Annotated in this window: 18 protein-coding genes; 4 read left to right on the top strand and 14 right to left on the bottom strand. The window is 51.4% G+C overall.

The features are described 5' to 3' along the window. Positions 1-1,918 precede the first annotated feature (1,918 nt). From ACFWUL_RS05705 to ACFWUL_RS05735, 7 genes are all read right to left on the bottom strand, one after another. Positions 1,919-2,167, bottom strand: coding sequence for a hypothetical protein (locus ACFWUL_RS05705; RefSeq protein WP_416178068.1), 249 nt, complete (start codon positions 2,165-2,167; stop codon positions 1,919-1,921). Between the two features lie 63 nt (positions 2,168-2,230). Further along, complete coding sequence (locus tag ACFWUL_RS05710; RefSeq protein WP_416178069.1) at positions 2,231-2,524, bottom strand: hypothetical protein; 294 nt, start codon at positions 2,522-2,524, stop codon at positions 2,231-2,233. After that, positions 2,484-2,708, bottom strand: coding sequence for a radical SAM protein (locus ACFWUL_RS05715; RefSeq protein WP_416178070.1), 225 nt, complete (start codon positions 2,706-2,708; stop codon positions 2,484-2,486). The genes ACFWUL_RS05710 and ACFWUL_RS05715 overlap by 41 nt, the downstream gene beginning before the upstream one ends. Positions 2,709-2,731: 23 nt before the next feature. After that, positions 2,732-3,706 (bottom strand): NADH:flavin oxidoreductase, encoded by a 975-nt coding sequence (locus tag ACFWUL_RS05720; RefSeq protein ID WP_416178071.1) that lies wholly within the window; start codon positions 3,704-3,706, stop codon positions 2,732-2,734. A 105-nt stretch (positions 3,707-3,811) separates the two neighbouring features. Then, complete coding sequence (locus ACFWUL_RS05725) at positions 3,812-4,195, bottom strand: ArsR/SmtB family transcription factor (protein WP_416178072.1); 384 nt, start codon at positions 4,193-4,195, stop codon at positions 3,812-3,814. Between the two features lie 1,912 nt (positions 4,196-6,107). Next, complete coding sequence (locus ACFWUL_RS05730; RefSeq protein ID WP_416178073.1) at positions 6,108-6,680, bottom strand: Fic/DOC family protein; 573 nt, start codon at positions 6,678-6,680, stop codon at positions 6,108-6,110. After that, complete coding sequence (locus ACFWUL_RS05735) at positions 6,673-7,008, bottom strand: type II toxin-antitoxin system RelB/DinJ family antitoxin (RefSeq protein WP_416178074.1); 336 nt, start codon at positions 7,006-7,008, stop codon at positions 6,673-6,675. The genes ACFWUL_RS05730 and ACFWUL_RS05735 overlap by 8 nt, the downstream gene beginning before the upstream one ends. Before the next feature lie 1,098 nt (positions 7,009-8,106). Between ACFWUL_RS05735 and ACFWUL_RS05740 the strand changes: the two genes are divergently transcribed. Then, a complete protein-coding gene (locus ACFWUL_RS05740) occupies positions 8,107-8,544 on the top strand; it encodes a DUF4869 domain-containing protein (protein ID WP_416178075.1) in 438 nt (145 codons plus the stop codon). 8 nt (positions 8,545-8,552) lie between these two features. Next, positions 8,553-9,518 carry a translation initiation factor 2 gene (locus ACFWUL_RS05745; RefSeq protein WP_416178076.1) on the top strand — a complete coding sequence of 322 codons (966 nt, stop codon included), beginning with the start codon at positions 8,553-8,555 and terminating at the stop codon, positions 9,516-9,518. Positions 9,519-10,562: 1,044 nt separating this feature from the next. On the opposite strand, the gene ACFWUL_RS05750 is transcribed toward ACFWUL_RS05745, so the two are convergent. Next, positions 10,563-10,859, bottom strand: a complete 297-nt coding sequence (locus ACFWUL_RS05750; RefSeq protein WP_416178077.1) for a HigA family addiction module antitoxin — start codon at positions 10,857-10,859, stop codon at positions 10,563-10,565. Positions 10,860-10,874: 15 nt separating this feature from the next. Next, positions 10,875-11,162 carry a type II toxin-antitoxin system RelE/ParE family toxin gene (locus ACFWUL_RS05755; protein WP_416178078.1) on the bottom strand — a complete coding sequence of 96 codons (288 nt, stop codon included), beginning with the start codon at positions 11,160-11,162 and terminating at the stop codon, positions 10,875-10,877. 1,736 nt (positions 11,163-12,898) lie between these two features. On the opposite strand from ACFWUL_RS05755, the gene ACFWUL_RS05760 reads away from it, so the two are divergent. Continuing rightward, the gene (locus tag ACFWUL_RS05760) at positions 12,899-13,174 is read left to right on the top strand and encodes a hypothetical protein (protein ID WP_297041618.1); all 276 of its coding nucleotides are present in this window, start codon (positions 12,899-12,901) and stop codon (positions 13,172-13,174) included. Positions 13,175-13,978: 804 nt separating this feature from the next. On the opposite strand, the gene ACFWUL_RS05765 is transcribed toward ACFWUL_RS05760, so the two are convergent. From ACFWUL_RS05765 to ACFWUL_RS05775, 3 genes are all read right to left on the bottom strand, one after another. Continuing rightward, entirely contained in the window at positions 13,979-14,056 is a 78-nt protein-coding gene (locus tag ACFWUL_RS05765; protein ID WP_366461191.1) for a putative holin-like toxin, read from the bottom strand. An 841-nt stretch (positions 14,057-14,897) separates the two neighbouring features. Then, positions 14,898-15,677 (bottom strand): hypothetical protein, encoded by a 780-nt coding sequence (locus ACFWUL_RS05770; RefSeq protein ID WP_416178079.1) that lies wholly within the window; start codon positions 15,675-15,677, stop codon positions 14,898-14,900. Between the two features lie 33 nt (positions 15,678-15,710). Further along, complete coding sequence (locus ACFWUL_RS05775) at positions 15,711-15,977, bottom strand: hypothetical protein (protein WP_416178080.1); 267 nt, start codon at positions 15,975-15,977, stop codon at positions 15,711-15,713. A 98-nt stretch (positions 15,978-16,075) separates the two neighbouring features. Here ACFWUL_RS05775 and ACFWUL_RS05780 point away from each other — a divergent pair, with 98 nt between their 5' ends. Continuing rightward, on the top strand, positions 16,076-16,348 hold the full coding sequence (locus ACFWUL_RS05780; protein WP_416178081.1) for a hypothetical protein: 273 nt from the start codon (positions 16,076-16,078) through the stop codon (positions 16,346-16,348). Positions 16,349-16,397: 49 nt separating this feature from the next. Here ACFWUL_RS05780 and ACFWUL_RS05785 read toward each other — a convergent pair whose 3' ends face one another. Together ACFWUL_RS05785 and ACFWUL_RS05790 are read right to left on the bottom strand one after the other, a co-directional pair. Further along, positions 16,398-16,808, bottom strand: a complete 411-nt coding sequence (locus tag ACFWUL_RS05785; RefSeq protein ID WP_416178082.1) for a (deoxy)nucleoside triphosphate pyrophosphohydrolase — start codon at positions 16,806-16,808, stop codon at positions 16,398-16,400. A 55-nt stretch (positions 16,809-16,863) separates the two neighbouring features. Beyond that, positions 16,864-18,990, bottom strand: a complete 2,127-nt coding sequence (locus ACFWUL_RS05790) for an AIPR family protein (protein WP_416178083.1) — start codon at positions 18,988-18,990, stop codon at positions 16,864-16,866. Position 18,991: the final 1 nt, after the last annotated feature.

The following is an 18,991-nucleotide window of genomic DNA, read 5'->3' on the forward strand; positions in this document are numbered from 1 at the left end:
CCTCCTTCCCAAGGAAGGAGGCTACCCATCAGCAGTCTCACTGCACTAGCTGACACTTCCCCCAACTCGTCATCTCGAGCGGTGGCAGAATGCCAAATGATGCCAACAGTAAAAATCGCTACAGCTACGATGAGTCGAGAGATCTCCCTGGTGAGTGACTGTGACGGGGTTTTCAAAGATAGAGTTGAGGAAAGAGAGTTGAGAGTTGAGGCTCCGCGGCTTCGCCGCAAACCCATCAGAATCCCTCTGTCACTCCGTGACATCCCCCTTTGAGAAAGGGGGACTGCCTGATAGCGGCTGGCGCCGCATAAATTTCGCCTGCGGCAAACCCGTCAGCTAACCTCCGTCGCCTTCGGCGCCACCTCCTTCCCAAGGAAGGAGGCTACCCATCAGCAGTCTCACTGCACTAGCTGACACTTCCCCCAACTCGTCATCTCGAGCGGAGGAAGTATGCCAAATAATGCCAACAGTAAAAATCGCTACAGCTGCGATGAGTCGAGAGATCTCTCTGTTAAGTGACTATGACGGGGTTTTCAAAGATAGAGTTGAGGAAAGAGAGTTGTGAGTTGAGGCTCCGCGGCTTCGCCGCAAACCCATCAGAATCCCTCTGTCTGCTGGCGCAGACATCTCCCTTTGAAAAAGGGAGACTACCCATTCGCGGCTGGCGCCGCATTATCTGACACTACCCACACCCCGTCATCTCGAGCGGTGGTAGCATGCCAAATGACCCTACAGGTAAAAATCGCTACAGCTACGATGAGTCGAGAGATCTCCCTGGTGAGTGACTGTGACGGGGTTTTCAAAGATAGAGTTGAGGAAAGAGATCTGAGAATTGAGGCTCCGCGGCTTCGCCGCAAATCCACCAGAATCCCTCTGTCCCTTCGTGACATCCCCCTTTGAGAAAGGGGGACTACCCATTCGCGGCTGGCGCCGCATTATCTGACACTACCCACACCCCGTCATCTCGAGCGGTGGTAGCATGCCAAATGACCCTACAGGTAAAAATCGCTACAGCTTCGAGGAGTCGAGAGATCTCCCTGGTGAGTGACTGTGACGGGGTTTTCAAAGATAGAGTTGAGGAAAGAGAGTTGAGAGTTGAGGCTCCGCGGCTTCGCCGCAACCCCACCAGAATCCATCTGTCACTTCGTGACATCCCCCTTTGAAAAAGGGGGACTACCCATTCGCGGCTGGCGCCGCACAGAATCCGCCCGCAGCTCACCCATCCGCTAACCTCCGTCAAGTGAGATCGAGACCGAGACCGAGATCGAGGTCTACAGCGGCTTCGCCGCATTATCTGACACTACCCACACCCCGTCATCTCGAGCGGAGGAAGTATGCCAAATAATGCCAACAGTAAAAATCGCTACAGCTGCGATGAGTCGAGAGATCTCTCTGTTAAGTGACTATGACGGGGTTTTCAAAGATAGAGTTGAGGAAAGAGAGTTGAGAGTTGAGGCTCCGCGGCTTCGCCGCAAACCCATCAGAATCCCTCTGTCACTTCGTGACATCTCCCTTTGAAAAAGGGAGACTACCCAATAGCGGCTGGCGCCGCATAAATTTCGCCCGTGGCAAACCCGTCAGCTAACCTCCGTCAAGTGAGATCGAGATCGAGACCGAGATTGAGGTCTACAGCGGCTCCGCCGCGGATGGATTCCTGACGACTCCATCCCCAAAACACACAATTGACTCTATTCGAGGCCTCTCCTTGGGAAGGGGCTGCCCACGGGGCTGGGGTTAGCCGATAGAAACGGATGGAAGCGCCGCAGGCTGACCAGCTTTCCTGGCAGCTAGAAGCCCCCGCCGGTATGGCCGCACACTTACCCATCCGTCACCCGGCCCGAAGGGCCTACTCGCCTGGCTACCAGATCCAGCCACTAGCTACTGATCCCCTCGATCTCGACCTCAATCTCGGTCTCGCTTATATCGCTCCCAAGGAGTCTCTCCGGTTCCGGAGGCCCTGTTCTCCGTAAGTGTCGTAGATGTACTGGAGGCGGCTGATCATGTTTGCCTTCCGTTCCGGTACCCGGCCGTAGATGGTGGTGATGATGGAGGCGTTGGTGGCGTCCACCAGGGTGTCGATGTTGAGGTCCTTCAGGAATTCCGTGAGTTCCAGCACCCGTTCTCCTTCCGTGGCTTCCACGAATGTCCCTTTCCGTACGTCCTGCATGAGGGGGCCGGGAAAATGGTGAGTCCTGCGATGAGGACCCGGTCCGGAAAGATGTCCTCTCAATCAGACGGAAAGCATGCTGTGTCTCCAGCGTTCCAGGGCAATTTCCGTATTCACATCAAACTTATCGAGCACATCATCCAGTTCCTTCAGGATTTTCTCCTTTTCCTCCGGAAGCTTCACTTCGAACCGCACAGTGCTGGTGGAGGTGCCGGAATTGATGGTGATGGGAATATTCAGTTCGGAAATAAGGGTGCGGATTTCCTGGATCCGTTCCTTTTCCGTGGCCTCTGTACATTCGCCCTTCTTCATCTGGTCATAGAGCTTCGTCCCCGGTAGCCCAGATCTTCTTCGCATTCGGCCATTTTCTCTTCGCTTCCCGAAGGTCCTGCTCGATCTGTTCCAACGGCGCGATGCGGAAAGGGGTGTCCTTGTAGAAATTGCAGAAGGTGCAGGAATTATGGGAGCATCCGGCGGTGACTTCAATGAAAAGGCTGTCCGCATCGGTCTGCGGTCTGATAATCGGTCCATGAAAATGCATAGTACTATCTCCTTATATATACTTTATTTATGTAATCCCCATGCCGGATTCTGCAGCATGGCTCTTCCTACGCCGATGAAATCAGCGGCACCCTCTTCCAGGAGCGCCTCCGCTTCCTCGGGAGTCCTTACGCCGCCGGTTAAAATCACCGGCGTCCGTACCCGTTCCTTCACGGCCCGGGACATGTCGGAAAACCATCCGGCCTCCCGGTGTCCCGGTCTCATATACATACAGAGCCCACCGGAAAGGTCGATGAGGTCCACCCCCGCCTGCTCCAGGAGCGCCGAAGCAGCGGCCCCGTCTTCCACGGTGCTGCCCCCTTCCATGTAGTCCGATCCTCCGAGCCGTACGGCAATGGGGAAATCGCGGCCCACCGCCTTCCGCACCGCCGCCACCGTTTCTATGAGGAACCGGGTCCGATTCCTGATGGAATCCACGCCGTACTCGTCGTGTCTGTCATTGGTGAGGGGCGAATAGAACTGGTTTAAGAGGTACCCGTGGGCACTGTGGATTTCCACCCCATCGTACCCCGATGCCTTCACCCGAAGGGCGGCGTCGGCAAACTTTCCCTCCAGCTCCCGGATTTCCGGGATCGTCAGCGCCCGGCTGATACCTCCCTCACCGGCGAGGACGCTGGCGGACACCAGCTCCTCCCCCGTCACCGCCTCCGACGTATTCACGCCGGTGTGGCTGATCTGGGCGAAGAAGAGAATCCCCGGATGCACCTTGTGCACCGCCTCCGTGAGCCGCCGCTGGTAAGGGACCACCTCGTCCGTCTCAAACCCCAGCTGCCAGGGATCCGCCTTGCCCTGCCGGACAATGTAGCTGTGCTCCGTAAAGAGGAGCCCCACCCCGCTGTTGGCGGCAAGCCTTGTATAATGACCCACCGTCCGGGCTCCGGGGAAACCGTCGTCCCCACTCTGGGTGGCCATGGGCGGCACCACCAGCCTCGTGGCCGAATGGATGAGGCCACGATCATAGGATTCCCATAACTTCATTGTTTTCATCTCCGCTATCATTTATACATATCTCTGATTGTAGATATGATACTCCTAAGAAAAAGGCAGGACACCCTGCCGATTTCTTTTTCTGTAATTCGATTCTTACAGATCCTTGCCAATGTACTCCGCCAGCTTCCGGATGGTCTCCTCATTCCTGCGGTAATAGGTCCACTTGCCAAACCGCCGGGATTCCAGGAGCCCCGCCCGCTGCATCATATCCAGGTACCCGGATATGGTAGACTGGGATATACCTGCCTTGTCACAGATGGATCCTACGCAGGAGCACTTGTCAAACGTCTCTCCTTCCGGTATATGGATTCCCTGCGGAGGAAAATACTTTTCCGGATCCTTCAGCCACTTCAGGATATTCAGCCTCGTCTCATTGGACAGCGCTTTGAAAATATCTATAACGTTCATGTATATTATTATATCTGCAATTCGCGATATGTCAATAGTAAATTTTGGGGAAATTTTGTCTTCTTGCATTTAAAGCCATTCGAGCAGGGCCTTGAGCCTGAGGGCAATAGGTGACTGAGGTGGCTGAAGTGACTGAGGTGGCTGAGGGGGCTGAGGGGAAGGTGGCGGCGCTGATGAGATCGAGGCCGAGATCGAGATCGAGATCAAGGACATCCGCAACTTCGTTGCCAACCCAATTGACAATACCCACACCCCGTCATCTCGAGCGGTGTGAGCATGCCAAATGTCTCTGCCAATAAGAACCGCTACAGCTTCGAAGAGTCGAGAGATCTCCCTGATTATTGACTGTGACGGGTTTTCAAAGATAGAGTTGAGTAAAGAGAGTTGAGAGCCCCGGTCCCGCGGCTTCGCCGCAATCCCATCAGAATCCCTCTGTCTGCTGACGCAGACATCCCCCTTTGAAAAAGGGGGACTACCCATCAGCAGTTTCACTGCACCATTTGACTCTTTCTCTTCCCCGTCATCTCGAGCGGTGGCAGAATGCCAAATGTCTCTGCCAATAAGAACCGCTACAGCTACGAAGAGTCGAAAGATCTCCCTGATTATTGACTGTGACGGGTTTTCAAAGATAGAGTTGAGTAAAGAGAGTTGAGAGCCCCGGTCCCGCGGCTTCGCCGCAATCCCATCAGAATCCCTCTGTCTGCTGACGCAGACATCCCCCTTTGAAAAAGGGGGACTACCCATCAGCAGTTTCACTGCACCATCTGACTCTTTCTCTTCCCCGTCATCTCGAGCGGTGGCAGAATGCCAAATGTCTCTGCCAATAAGAACCGCTACAGCTACGAAGAGTCGAAAGATCTCCCTGATAATTGACGGTGACGGGGTTTTCAAAGATAGAGTTGAGATTTGAGAGTTGAGAGCCCCGGTCCAGCGGCTTCGACGCAAACCCAACATAATCCCTCTGTCACTTCGTGACATCCCCCTTTGAGAAAGGGGGACTAACCGTTCGCGGCTGGCGCCGCACAGAATCAGACTGCGGCACACCCATTCGCTAACCTCCGTCGCCTTCGGCGCCACCTCCTTCCCGAGGAAGGAGGCTAACGAACAGCGGCTCCGCCGCAGATGGAGTCCTAAAGACTCTACCCCCAAAACGGACAATTGTCTCTGCACAAGGCCCCTTCCTTGGGAAGGAGCTGCCCACGGGGCTGAGGATAGCTGTAGGAAACTGAACGAAGCGCCGCAGGCGGACCCTCTATCGTCTATCGTCTAACATCTATCGTCTAACAGCCACACCGCCAATCACCGCACATGGCATTGCCCACCCGGCCCGCAGGGCCCAACCGTTTGGCTGCCAGATCCAGCCACCAGCCACTGATTCCCTTGAAAAAGATTTATTTTCAGCAATAATTCCCTTGAAAAAGTGTCATCTATCAGAAGAAATTCCCTTGAAAAAATCGTCCTATCCTTATATCATCAGATACAGTAGGGAAGAGACCATGCTGAAAAGAAAAATTACGTAGAAACTTATAGATAGGTGGCGGCTTCGCCGCAATCCCATCAGAATCCCTCTGTCTGCTGACGCAGACATCCCCCTTTGAAAAAGGGGGACTACCCATCCGCAGTTTCACTGCACCATCTGACTCTTTCTCTTCCCCGTCATCTCGAGCGGTGGCAGAATGCCAAATGACCCTACAGGTAAAAATCGCTACAGCTTCGAAGAGTCGAGAGATCTCCCTGATAAATGACTATGACGGGGTTTTCAAAGATAGAGTTGAGGAAAGAGAGTTGAATTGAGGTCCAGCGGCTGGCGCCGCAGACCCATCAGAATCCCTCTGTCTGCTGCGCAGACATCCCCCTTTGGGAAAGGGGGACTAACCATTCGCGGCTGGCGTTGCGAAATTTCAGCCTGCGGCCGTCCATTTGACGACACAAAACTACATACCTATGGTACAGAAAAAGGGACGCCCTTCAGGCATCCCTTTTACCGTTTTATGGCTTTATAAAATAACCGCTCCATGCTGTCGTAATTCTTAAGAAATGAATCTATACTGGCCTGCACCATTTCACTTTCTGTAATTCCGGAGTAATCAATGTTATGACCTGCTGCATTCCCCAATTCCCTGAAAAATTCCCGCTGAGTCCTTCCATTCCCTTCCCTGAAGGGATGAAGGGCATTGACTTCACTGAAAAACCACGTCAGCCGTTCAATAAATACATCCCGTGCCAATTCTTTCAGAAAATTTTCTTTCGCTAATTTTCCAAATATTTCTACAGCCATGGGATGTATGAATTTAACATTACAAAACATATGTGTCCTCGCAATGTCTACTGTTCTCTCTTCCCCTGCCCAACTGTAGATATCTCTAAACAGGAAACGGTGAATCGCTTTCAAGTGAGCATAATCAAAATTTCCGGCAATTGGATGATTCTGCAGCTGCATCAGCCTCCTGGCCGTAATATCCCTTTCTGCCTCATGAAGAATTGCAATATCATGAATACCCAATTTATTTTTCAGCACATCAGTGCCCGGATAGCAATAGACCGTGTCATTCATGATTCATCCCTTTAGCCTTATAAAATGCCACCAGGCCATTGATTTCCTTCTCCTGTTCTTCCGGAGTCTTATTGGCAAAAGCTTCAAGCCCCTCGATCTGCTTATCCGAAAGGGGCATATGTTCCATGGCCATACTGGCCGCCACACTGTGCACCGGAGAAGAAGCGGGAGGCAGGGCCACGTCAAAAGGAATCCTCCGCTGCAGTATGATCTGCTTGATTGTCATATTCAGCACCGCAGAAAGATTCGTCCCCAGCGCATTCAGAATAGCACTGGCTTCCTTCTTATCCTTCTCATCCGTCCGTATCTGTATATAAGTAGATGCCATAGTACCACCTCCATCGATTCTTCCTATATTTTATCACAACGTCATAACATTGTCATGAAATAGGACAAAGTGGCATACGAACATGCGGGGCTTCCAGCAACTGGAAAACTGAACAGCCTGCGGCAAGGGGTGGCTGAGGTGGCTGAAGTGACTCAGGTGACTGAGGGGAAGGTGGCGGCGCTGATGAGATCGAGGCAATCAGCATCTGGATGGCGAGTGGCCCCAAAAGACCGGATGGTTCATAAGGGTGGTGGGTTGGCATCGCTGCCGCTTGCCAACCGGGTTGTGGCTTCAACATCGCTGTGCTCGTTGAAGCGGGGGCATGAGGTGGATCAGCGGCAAAGCCGCAGATGGGTTCCTAATGACTCTACACCCGAAACATGTAATTGACTCTGCACAAGGCTCTCTTCCCAGAAGAGAGCGCCCGGTGGGAAGCGTCTCACTGGGTTCTCAGTCGCCTGCGGCTCCCTGCGAACCCAGTTCGCTTGCCACCCCACCGGGGTGAGAGATGGTAATGGGTTCGGCCCGCAGGGCCTGGTCGCATCTATCGTCTTCCATCTATCTTCTATCGTCTGACAGCCAGATTGCCCGCCACCGGTTATGGCCAGCATCACCAGCAAAACCCACCAGAATCCCTCTGTCACTTCGTGACGTCTCCCTTTGAGAAAGGGAGACTGCCCATCCGCGGCTGACGCCGCATAAAATCAGCCTGCGGCGCTTCCACCAGCTAACCTCCGTCGCCTGGCGGCGCCACCTCCTTTCCAAGGAAGGAGGCTGACGGTCAGCGGCGAAGCCGCCGATGGGTTCCTAACGACTCTGCACAAATAACGTGCAAATGCCTCAGCAGTAGGCCCCTTCCTCGGGAAGGGGCTCCCCAACGGGGTGGGGTTAGCCGATGGAAATTGATGGAACTGGCCCGCAGGGCCTGATCACCTAGCCACTAGATCTAGCTACTAGCCACTGATTCGCCGCAGACGAATCAGCTCAAGGCCCCACCCGTTCGCACGCCGCACAGCCATCCATCTGATTTGTCCAGGCCCATGCACCCTGTTACTGTCTATTTCCCTATGGTACAATGGAACAAAAGGCGGTGACCCCATGCTTCACATTTACTACGGCCCCATGGAAGAGGCCATTTATAATACCGACGTCTATTTCAGGAACACCTACGAAGACAGCTGGATTACAGATCCCCTGTCCCGGGCCATGATTGCTGATGTGGACTCCTCAACCGTCATCAGCAGCGGCATCATTGAAAGTCCGGTACTGGGCAAGATCTCCCCCCTCCAGCTCTCCGGCGGCGTGAAGACCCTTATCCTCGTCTCCCAGGTACCTGACAAAGTCTTCAACGCCTCCACCTGCGGCGATAACTGTGCCAAATGGTTTCTGAAAATGGCAGAAACCAAAGACATCACCATCAACCTGCGTCATCTCATGGATTTCGGAAAAGGTTCCTTCACCATTGAAATCCTGAACACCCACTCCATAGTCCACACCATGGAAGAACTGGTTCCCGCAGCCGGTCTCTACGTATAGGAGGCCCTATGAAAGGACACATTCACGTCACCCTGTCAAACCGGCGAGTCCGGTATGACTTCACCATCCATAGAAACATCACCATCATCCAGGGAGACAGCGCCACCGGAAAAACGACCCTCCTTTCCATGATCAGCGACTATTACAATCTGGGAGAATCCTCAGGCGTTACCCTATCCTGCGAAAAGCCCTGCGTCACCCTGGCCGGAAGAAACTGGCAGACCCTGCTGCCTGCGATCAGGGATTCCCTCGTTTTCATCAATGAAGGAAATGAATTTGTAAACTCCGAAGATTTTGCCAGAGCCATTCAGGGAACAGACAATTACTACATCATCGTCACCCGGGAAGCCCTCCACCAGCTCCCCTACAGCGTCACAGAAATCTACGGACTCCGGGAATCCGGAAAATACGGACACCTGAAACAGACCTATAATGAAATGTTTCCCCTCTACGGACGGAAAAACTACAACAGAGAAATCACTCCCGCCACAGTAATTACAGAAGATAAAGGGGCAGGCTTTGACTTCTTCGACCATGTGAGCCGCACCCACGAAATCCACTGCCTGTCAGCGGAAGGAAAATCCAACATATTCAAACTTCTGAGCCACATGCCTTCAGAGCAAGAACTTCTTATTATTGCCGATGGTGCCGCTTTCGGATCAGAAATTGGGCGAATCTCCCTGTACCTGAAAACCCACCCTTCCATATACCTCTACCTCCCCGAATCTTTCGAATGGCTGATTCTATCATCTGCCATTATCCCGGACCCGAACATCCCAAAGATTTTGGAAGATCCTGCCTCCCACATCGAAAGCAGCCGGTACATGAGCTGGGAACGATACTTCACCCATCTCCTCATAGAAACCACACGGGGAACCTACCTGGAATACTGCAAAAGCCGGATCAACCCCAACTACTGCCAGCCAACAGCGGAAAACAGGATTCTAAAGCAGATATCCGGAATAAAATTTTGAAAATACCAATAAAACGAAGCCATGACAGGATACATCCCGTCATGGCTTTATTTGATTGAGTGACGTGTGCAGACCAGCTAGGGCTTCCAGCAACCGGAAAACTGAACAGCCTGCGGCAAGGGGTGGCTCAGGTGGCTGAAGTGACTCAGGTGGCTGAGGGGTAGGTGGCGGCGCACAAATTGGGAAGCGCCGCCTTATTGATACACGCCAGCGGCTCCGCCGCAGGATATGTCGGATGACTTATGCCCCAGACCGGTGGATGGTTCATAAAGGTGGTGGGTTGGCATCGCTGCCGCTTGCCAACCGGGTTGCGGGTGCTTCGCACCGGGGGCATGAGGTGGATCAGCGGCTCCGCCGCAGGTGGGTTCCTGAACGCCCTGCGCAAATAACGTGCAATTGACACTACCCACACCCCGTCATCTCGAGCGGTGGCAGAATGCCATATGACCCTACAGGTAAAAATCGCTACAGCTTCGAAGAGTCGAGAGATCTCCCTGATAATTGACTATGACGGGGTTTTCAAAGATAGAGTTGAGGGAAGAGAGTTGAGAGCCCCGGTCCCGCGGCTTCGCCGCAAACCCATCGGAATCCCTCTGTCACTTCGTGACATCCCCCTTTGAGAAAGGGGGACTGACCGTTAGCCCCCTTCCCAAGGAAGGAGGCTAACGGTCAGCGGCGAAGCCGCAGATAGGTCCCTAACGACTCTGCACATAAAACGTGCGATTGTCTCTACACGAGGCCCCTTCCTCGGGAAGGGGCTGCCCACGGGGCTGGGGTTAGCCGATGGAAACTGACGAAAGCGCCGAAGGCTGACCAGCTTTCCTGGAAGCTAACAGCTAGAAGCTAGAAGCCCCCGCCGGTATGGCCGCACACTTACCCATCCGTCACCCGGCCCGCAGGGCCTGACCGCCTGGCCTCTAGATCCAGCTACTATCTACTGATTCGCCGCAGGCGAATCTGCCCGCAGGGCCTATACAACTCAAAGCCCCCACCTTTTCAGGCAGGGGCTATCTACACATTTCCGCAGCCTTTTCATAGTAAATACTACACAAATCTCACGGTCTTAATAGAATCCAGGTCATCCCTGATAGATGCCTTAGCTGCCCGGATATCGATATCATCCTGCAGGTTCAGGAAATACCGGTCAGACACCCCAAAATACTTGCCCAGCCGAAGAGAAGTATCTACCGTCACCTTCCTCCGGTCCGAAAGGATATCCTGTATACGGGAAACGGGCACATGGATATCTTTAGCCAGGCGATAGGCAGAAATCCCCATAGGTTTCATAAACTCCTCTTCCAGAATTTCGCTCATCTTAGGAGCGGGAATATAAGAAGCCATTATCTATCCCTCCTTCTAGTGATAATCAACAATTTCCACGTTATAACAATCGTCATTATCATAGATAAAACAAATGCGATACTGCTGATTGATGCGAATGCTGTATTGCCCTTCTCTGTCACCATGAAGAAGCTCCAGATGATTGGCAGGAGGTATCCGTAAATCTTCTATCCTTTCTGCATTGTCAATCATAATCAATTTCCTTAGCGCAATACGCTGGATAGATTGAGGCAGTTTTTTGGAAAATTGCTGATTATAAATTTTTTCTGTCTCTTTATCAGCAAAGGTTTTTATCATAATCATAGTATACCTGTTTTTCGTGTATACGTCAATCAGATATAGCAATCGAATGGCTCAGGTGGCTGAAGTGACTCAGGTGGCTGAGGGGTAACGCCTTCGGCGAGGGGTAGGTGGCGGCGCTGATGAGATCGAGGCCGAGATCGAGGACATCCGCAACTTCGTTGCCAACCCAATTGACAATACCCACACCCCGGTCGGCCGGGCCCTAAAAGGAAGGCGCTTTGGTGTGCAGTAAAAGTGTGCAGGTCCTGCATAGGACCTGCAAGCCAGTCGCAAATTGGCGTCTTTACTGCACATTAAGACGCCTTCCTTTTGTCGACTGGCCGATCAACTTGGGCCCGGCTCAGCAGTCCTCTGCAGGACTGCTGCATCTCGAGCGGTGGCAAGCGAACGGGAGTCACAGCAGCGAACATGATTTGAAGGAGCGTAGCGACGCGCAAATCATCGTGAGTCGCTGATAGCCGTGCTGTAAGGAGCCGCAGGCGACTGAGAATCCCGTGAGACGCTTCCCCACGGGTGTGAGCATGCCAAATGTCTTCGTCAATAAGAATAGCTACAGCTACGAAGAGTCGAAAGATCTCCCTGATTATTGACTGTGACGGGTTTTCAAAGATAGAGTTGAGTAAAGAGAGTTGAGAGCCCCGGTCCCGCGGCTTCGCCGCAATCCCATCAGAATCCCTCTGTCTGCTGACGCAGACATCCCCCTTTGAAAAAGGGGGACTACCCATCAGCAGTTTCACTGCACCATCTGACTCTTTCTCTTCCCCGTCATCTCGAGCGGTGGCAGAATGCCAAATGTCTCTGCCAATAAGAACCGCTACAGCTACGAAGAGTCGAGAGATCTCCCTGATAATTGACTATGACGGAGTTTTCAAAGATAGAGTTGAGGGAAGAGAGTTGAGAGCCCCGGTCCCGCGGCTTCGCCGCAATCCCATCAGAATCCCTCTGTCTGCTGACGCAGACATCCCCCTTTGAAAAAGGGGGACTACCCATCAGCAGTTTCACTGCACCATTTGACTCTTTCTCTTCCCCGTCATCTCGAGCGGTGGCAGAATGCCAAATGTCTCTGCCAATAAGAACCGCTACAGCTACGAAGAGTCGAGAGATCTCCCTGATAATTGACTATGACGGAGTTTTCAAAGATAGAGTTGAGGGAAGAGAGTTGAGAGCCCCGGTCCCGCGGCTTCGCCGCAAACCCATCAGAATCCCTCTGTCACTTCGTGACATCTCCCTTTGAAAAAGGGAGACTACCCAATAGCGGCTGGCGCCGCATAAATTTCGCCTGCGGCAAACCCATCAGCTAACCTCCGTCAAGTGAGGTCGAGGTCGAGACCGAGATCGAGGATTTCAGCGGCTTCGCCGCCGATGGGTTCCTAATGACTCTACACCCAAAACGGACAATTGACTCTGCACAAGGCTCTCTTCCCAGAAGAGAGCTGCCAACGGCTGAGAGATGGTGATGGAATCCGGCCCGCAGGGCCTATCCAGCTTTCCTGGCCGCTAGCAGCTAACAGCTAGAAGCCCCCACCCGTTCGCACGCCACTCAGTCACAAGACCACGGCCTGCAGGGCCTAATCAGCTCAAGGCACAAGTCTCAAGGCCCCGCCCGTTCCGCAGGTACACACAGCCAGCCCAGCTTTCCTACGTATAGCTGTCACAGAGGAAATGATTAGACGAAATATGGCCCATTTTGTATAATAAATATAAAAGAATTCGCAGAAAACACAGGAAAGGCGGTGATGACCATGGCATATGCCACCTTAGGCAATGAAAAGAACTACACCATTTTCAAGTATGGTCCCTATACGATTCGTTTTAAAGCCCCCTACTCACTGGAAAAATATACAGCCATCAAGGAATGGGACCATGGGTACCTGGTGGTCATGGCCAAATACAACCATAACCCACAGCCGGAAGAAGAGTACATAGACCTGCTCCCTATCCTACAGGACCTTTATATTTCACCAGAAAAATTTTTACAGAATATAAAGGAGGTCAGACTGGAAAATGCCTGATATAGAAAAAATCGCCGACAATGCCGATATGATTGTCAAATGTATCTGAAATGGGCTGAATACAGCAAAAATGGTTTCTATGAAAAATAACCCCAAAGTGGCAGGAATAAAACTGCCACTTTTTTATTATTACAGCTTCCGTTTAGAGAAAAGCGAGTAGACGCCGAGATTAAGTGCTCCAGCGGCTTCGCCGCCGATGGATTCCTGACGGCTCTGCCCCAAAACGTGTAATTGACTCTGCACAAGGCTCTCTTCTCAGAAGAGAGCTCCCCACCGGGGTGAGAGATGGTAATGGGTTCATGCCATACGAGCTTTTCAACGAAATATGTATAATCCCATCAGAATCCCTCTGTCTGCTGACGCAGACATCCCCCTTTGGAAAAGGGGGACTACCCATCCGCGGCTGGCGCCGCAGGCTGACCAGCTTTCCTGGAAGCTAACAGCTAGCAGCTAGAAGCCCCCGCCGGTGTGGCCGCACACTTACCCATCCGTCACCTGGCCCGCAGGGCCCAACCAGCTCAAAGCTGAAGGCTCAAGGCCCCATCCGTTCGCACGCCGCCCAACCATTCGTCCCCCGGCCCGCAGGGCCTGACCACCTGGCCACCAGATCCAGCTACCAGCCACTTCTATCATCCGGATTCTCACTCATTGGATCAGGACTTTCATTTTATTTCTTTTTTATGATATAATTTAAATATAAAGAGACAGCCGGTACATTCCGTGGACTGGACGGAACGGCTCCCTCAATATAAGTAAGTTTGAAGAAAGCCTTCCGAAAGCCATCGGGTGGCTTTTTTCAGTGTCTTACCTGCGGTTAGACATGATGAATGCTATCAGCATACCAAAAGCAATCATCACTGATAATGCTTCGTAAATGCTCATAGTATCACCTCCCCACCGAAATAGTGGTAGAGGTAAAGCCACGTACCAGCTGCCTTACACGTATTATATTATATTCCGAACATATGTACAATTCTAATTACATCTGCGGCGAAAAGAAAGAGTTGAGATTTGAGTGAAGAGAATTGAGGTCCCGCGGCTTTGCCGCAGTTGGATTCCTGAAGACTCTACACAAATCACGTGCAAATATCTCTGCACGAGGCCCCTTCCTCGGGAAGGGGCTCCCCAACGGGGTGGGGTTAGCCGATGGAAATTGATGGAACCGGCCCGCAGGGCCTGATCACCTAGCCACTAGATCTAGCTACTAGCCACTGATTCGCCGCAGGCGAATCAGCTCAAGGCCCCATCCGTTTGCATGCTCACTTAGCCACACAAGCGCCGCAGGCGGTCGAGCTTTCCTGGAAGCTAACAGCTAGCAGCTAGAAGCCCACGCCGGTGTGGCCGCACACTTACCCATCCGTCACCCGGCCCGCAGGGCCCGACCAGCTCAAGGCTCAAGGCTGAAGGCTCAAGCCCCCACCCGTTCGCACGCCGCCCAGCCACCATATAAAAAATTCGCGCCGCTTCAACATTTTGTCGCGGCGCACCCCACAGGGGAAAGCGACTCACTGCATTCTCAGTCGCCTGTCGGCTCCCTACAGCACAGCTATCAGCGAACATGATTTGCGCGTCGCTACGCTCCTTCGCTACGGCTGTCACCGACTCACAACAATTTGTGCGTCCCTACGCTCCTTCAAATTGTGTTCGCTGGTGCAACTCATGTTCGCTGCTGTGACTGCAGTTCGCTGCGCACCACCACTCCTCACTCCTCACTCCTAACTCCTCACTTTTCCATCATCCGCCTGATCACCCCAAAGCTCTCATAGGGATGTCTCACCACCTGCTCTGCCGAGGCGGTGTATACGATTTTCCCGTCCCTGATGACTCTCACCTTCCCGTCCTCGTAGTCCAGGAGGCAGCCGCCATACCTGTAGCAGGGAGTGCTTCCCGTTTCTTCGGAGAGACTCGTGCCGGCGAGGCGTTTCAGTTCGTAGTAGAGGCGGAACTCCTCTTCCGATGCGATACGGAGGTCCGGCACTTCCCGGCTGTGGAGGAGGAGGAAAAGATTCGTAAAGAGGGCCACCTGGGCCCCTTCCCTCACGGCGATGGGGGTCTTTAGCTTCTTCCATTCCTTCACGTCCAGCCGGTAGTAGAGTTCAGCCGAATTCTTCGGCAGCTCCCGGATGTCCCGCCGCCGGAGGAGGGTGCACTTCGTCACCTCCCCATAGAGGAAGATGCCGCTCTCCTTACCGAAGAGGTTCCGGGACTGATAGATAGCCACGTAATGGATGGGCAGGTCTTCCTCTCCCACCCGGGACGCCGGGATGTGGTAGAAGTGATGCTCCATACAGATATCCAGCTGCTTCCGATTTTTCAACACCCCCACCAGCACATCCCGCTTCTTCCAATCCACCTTCGCCAGTTTCCCTTCGATGCCCACGGGGAGAATGGACTGTTCGAATGCAGTTTCCGGAGACTGGGCGATGAGCTCGTCCAGCTTTTCTTTCACTAGCTTCGTGGCAAAAAGTACAATGACCAGTACCTGTGAACAAGTACTGGTCATTTTTTTACCGCCATTCTGTCATCTCACCGCTTGTCATTCCTCATGGCGGTTCTCTCCCACCGGTGCGTAATCCTCCGGTGAAATCTTTACCACCGTTTTCCCCTCTTTACGGATCTCCAGGGTATAACCCATGAGGCTCAGGGCTCTAAGAAAAACAGAAAGCTTCACACTGCCAGTGGAAATGGAGCGGTTCAAAGAGTACTGGAGAATCCCCAGCTTTCTGGCCAGGGCGGATTCGGAAATATGGCTATCATTGTCCCGCAGCGTTTGAAAGAGCTGCTTGATAAAAGTATCCATCATATCACTCCAAGAGTCGGACGTTTTATTGATAGTTACTACATTTTTGTAGTATAATGTAAGAAACAAATCAAATGTTTGTACTATGCAGGGAGCAGAAGATGAAAAGAAAAAAAGCGCAGAAAGAGATCCTCGGCAAGCTTCACATTTACGCTTATAACGTGGCCTACTACCGGCGTGTCTACGTATGGTCCCACTTTGCGGAAACCTGGGCCAGAGACCAGTGGTCCACCTCCTCCGGTCAGGCCGATGCGGTGAAAGAGATCCTACTTCATGTGTTGGGAACAGAGCCGGAAATCATTGAGGAGACAGAAAAGGAGGCCCAGGAAGAGGCCTATAAGGACTTCGCTGAAGATTATGCTCCCCTGGATTAGTAATCAGAAAGCGTACGGAAGATTCAATAGGGTGCAGTAAGCCAAGAGCTTACGATAAATCGGATTGCCCAAAATCGCAAGATTCTTTAACCCAAGACACTACGATCCTATCTGCCGGAAGCCAGTTCACAGAATCCAATTCTTCCTTCGTGAGCCACTGGGCAGCCATATGCTCCAGCAGAGTCAAATGGCCAGAAATCACGGTACAGGCATAGCAAGCCATAGATAGATGGAAAGCCGGATAATCATATTCCACAGTTCCCAGATACTTCCCCACGGAAATTTCTGTATCCAGTTCCTCTTCAATTTCCCGTTTCAGCGCATTCTCCGGTGTTTCCCCCTGCTCTATTTTCCCACCGGGAAATTCCCATCCCCCTTTGAATTCCCCATAGCCTCGCTCTGCTGCATATATCTTTCCATTATGGACAATCACAGCAGCGGCGACTTTCACTATCTTCATATCCTTGCCTTTCTCAAATGACCAGTACCTGTGAACAAGTACTGGTCATTTCATTTTAGCTATCAATTACATCTTTGTATTTAGTAACAAGCTCTTCTACGAGTGCATCAGTTAAGAATCCATGCTTATAGGCAGTATTCAGAATCTTAATGCCTTGTCTTGCCTGTTTCCATGAAGGAGTTTTGTTCAATCCCTGATATCTGCCAAGGGTTGCAGATATGCCACGCTGGAATGCCGGCAGTTCGCCCGTTTCCTTGCCCCATTCAGCAATACCAAACCACGCAGCGCTGTCCACTTTCTGGATATCCTGAATCAATTTTTCTTCTTCAGAGGAAGCTGCGCTGATTCCCTGAGATTCTGCAGCCTTAGTCTTAGTGCCCGATGATGCTGTCATATCAGATTTCGCAATATGGGAGCCATTAATTTCAAGCTTCTTAAGGCCCGTCCAGCAGGCTTCCTTTTTACACCACTGGGTAACGTTCTGGCCATTGGATGAGTCAACAAGGTACTTGTATACTGCATTGGCAGTCATTTCTATATTCCGCTTAAGGAAATCAGAGATGCCCTGATTCTTCCATATTTTTGCCAAATCGATACGCTGGGCTGATTTATAACTTAAATAGGAAAAAGTATAATCAGCCACGTTGGCCCAGTAACCCTTGAACTTTAGATTCCTTACTATAGAGCGAATTTCTCGATATAAAATTGCTTTGGCTATCAAGTTCTGGTAATAAATCTGATCCGGGACAAATTTTCCACGCTTCTGCAGGCGAAGTGTAAATTCACGGAAAGACGTTTGGCCGCCTTTAGCTGCTATATATGGGTATAAATCCCAAAGGTTTTCATACCTAGCCAGCTGCAGTTTGTCAAAATACTGGGTCTTGGGATAGATAGAGTCAAAGTATTTCTTGTTCTTTTCCCGTGCTCTTGTATCATTGTACTGCCCACGGGCACGGTCATAGAACCACTTTGTCTGCTGTTCGCCGCCTGTTTTGGCGGGTGCCCATACCGTTCTGGAAAGTTTTTCAATCGCCTGGTGGTATTCGTCATTGGCAGAGAAATCTGCAAGCTGCACCTTATTCTGCGTATTTGCACAACGGGAAATCTCCGGAACCACTTTATCCATTTCAGACTGATCATTCACAACTGTAATTTTGGCCTGTACATAGATCTGGTCCAGCGGCTTCTGGTTCTTCAAGCAGGAATTAAAGATGGATGCCGTAGTCTGTCCACCATTGACGATCTGGAAATCCTGAAGACCCGTAATGGTACAAACGTTACCATGAACATTAGTTACAGAAACTGACTCCGCCGTAGCAGAAATACCATTGTTATAGGCCAAAAACATTTCTGGCGTTTTCAGAATCGTATCCCGAATTCCCTTATTTACATTTCCACGAACCTGCAAAAAGGCTCTGACATTTTTCTCAAGAAGTCTGGAACTGTACCGCTCGTAGATTTTGTAAAGAACGTCTCCAGGAAAAACGGTTAAGTAGGTAGTATACCCACCACTATGCTCCCTTTCCCCATTCTTAGATTCATGATAAGTATCCGGTACACTCACCCGTATACAATCCAGATTCTTTCCTGCGATTTCCTCAAGTTTGAAATCAATCTTTTCTCTGGCTTTTCCGGATGTACTAATCCGATAAACCCTCTCAAGATCCCAAATAGCAGAAACGAAAGCAACATCATCTTTGACTACCGTTGGCAGAACAGTTGCTCGAATGGTCCCATTGGTGAAAAGAAGAAGTTTAACCGAAGTGATCTTATCCCTGAGGTCATAAATTGTTTTTGCAATATCATATCCCTCAAGGGCTTCCTCTATGTCATTGTAGAGACCATTCTTAGCTTTGAGGAAAAACTGCTTTGCCCGGTTGAGCATAGCAATTGCTTCAGACGGAGGAACTGAAAAAATATCAGGGCTGTTCTTATAAATAGAAACAAAGAGGGTAATAGATGTCTCATCTTCAGCTAGGCTGTATCCATTAATTTTGATGCCACGGGCCTCGTAATAGCTGAGATTGCCATCTTCCAGCTCTCCCCATTCAGAAAGATAATCAATATATATCTGAGTGAAAATCGGCTCCCGATACTGCTCTTCTTCATCAAGAGCGGCTTTATTGATAATTTCCTGATTCAGATCCTGGTAAAACTTTTCAAGTTCCTTGGTCTCATTCATA

Source organism: Dialister sp., from assembly GCF_047832375.1.
Taxonomy (GTDB): Bacteria; Bacillota; Negativicutes; order Veillonellales; family Dialisteraceae; genus Dialister.

Excerpts from the sequence above, each read along its gene's own strand:
- ACFWUL_RS05725 (WP_416178072.1), bottom strand. The coding sequence starts at position 4,195 with ATGCAAGAAGACAAAATTTCCCCAAAATTTACTATTGACATATCGCGA.
- ACFWUL_RS05740 (WP_416178075.1), top strand. The coding sequence starts at position 8,107 with ATGCTTCACATTTACTACGGCCCCATGGAAGAGGCCATTTATAATACC.
- ACFWUL_RS05730 (WP_416178073.1), bottom strand. The coding sequence starts at position 6,680 with ATGAATGACACGGTCTATTGCTATCCGGGCACTGATGTGCTGAAAAAT.
- ACFWUL_RS05775 (WP_416178080.1), bottom strand. The coding sequence starts at position 15,977 with ATGATGGATACTTTTATCAAGCAGCTCTTTCAAACGCTGCGGGACAAT.
- ACFWUL_RS05750 (WP_416178077.1), bottom strand. The coding sequence starts at position 10,859 with ATGGCTTCTTATATTCCCGCTCCTAAGATGAGCGAAATTCTGGAAGAG.
- ACFWUL_RS05735 (WP_416178074.1), bottom strand. The coding sequence starts at position 7,008 with ATGGCATCTACTTATATACAGATACGGACGGATGAGAAGGATAAGAAG.
- ACFWUL_RS05780 (WP_416178081.1), top strand. The coding sequence starts at position 16,076 with ATGAAAAGAAAAAAAGCGCAGAAAGAGATCCTCGGCAAGCTTCACATT.
- ACFWUL_RS05755 (WP_416178078.1), bottom strand. The coding sequence starts at position 11,162 with ATGATTATGATAAAAACCTTTGCTGATAAAGAGACAGAAAAAATTTAT.
- ACFWUL_RS05745 (WP_416178076.1), top strand. The coding sequence starts at position 8,553 with ATGAAAGGACACATTCACGTCACCCTGTCAAACCGGCGAGTCCGGTAT.
- ACFWUL_RS05785 (WP_416178082.1), bottom strand. The coding sequence starts at position 16,808 with ATGAAGATAGTGAAAGTCGCCGCTGCTGTGATTGTCCATAATGGAAAG.
- ACFWUL_RS05705 (WP_416178068.1), bottom strand. The coding sequence starts at position 2,167 with ATGCAGGACGTACGGAAAGGGACATTCGTGGAAGCCACGGAAGGAGAA.
- ACFWUL_RS05790 (WP_416178083.1), bottom strand. The coding sequence starts at position 18,990 with ATGAATGAGACCAAGGAACTTGAAAAGTTTTACCAGGATCTGAATCAG.
- ACFWUL_RS05720 (WP_416178071.1), bottom strand. The coding sequence starts at position 3,706 with ATGAAGTTATGGGAATCCTATGATCGTGGCCTCATCCATTCGGCCACG.
- ACFWUL_RS05715 (WP_416178070.1), bottom strand. The coding sequence starts at position 2,708 with ATGCATTTTCATGGACCGATTATCAGACCGCAGACCGATGCGGACAGC.
- ACFWUL_RS05770 (WP_416178079.1), bottom strand. The coding sequence starts at position 15,677 with ATGACCAGTACTTGTTCACAGGTACTGGTCATTGTACTTTTTGCCACG.
- ACFWUL_RS05710 (WP_416178069.1), bottom strand. The coding sequence starts at position 2,524 with ATGCGAAGAAGATCTGGGCTACCGGGGACGAAGCTCTATGACCAGATG.
- ACFWUL_RS05760 (WP_297041618.1), top strand. The coding sequence starts at position 12,899 with ATGACCATGGCATATGCCACCTTAGGCAATGAAAAGAACTACACCATT.
- ACFWUL_RS05765 (WP_366461191.1), bottom strand. The coding sequence starts at position 14,056 with ATGAGCATTTACGAAGCATTATCAGTGATGATTGCTTTTGGTATGCTG.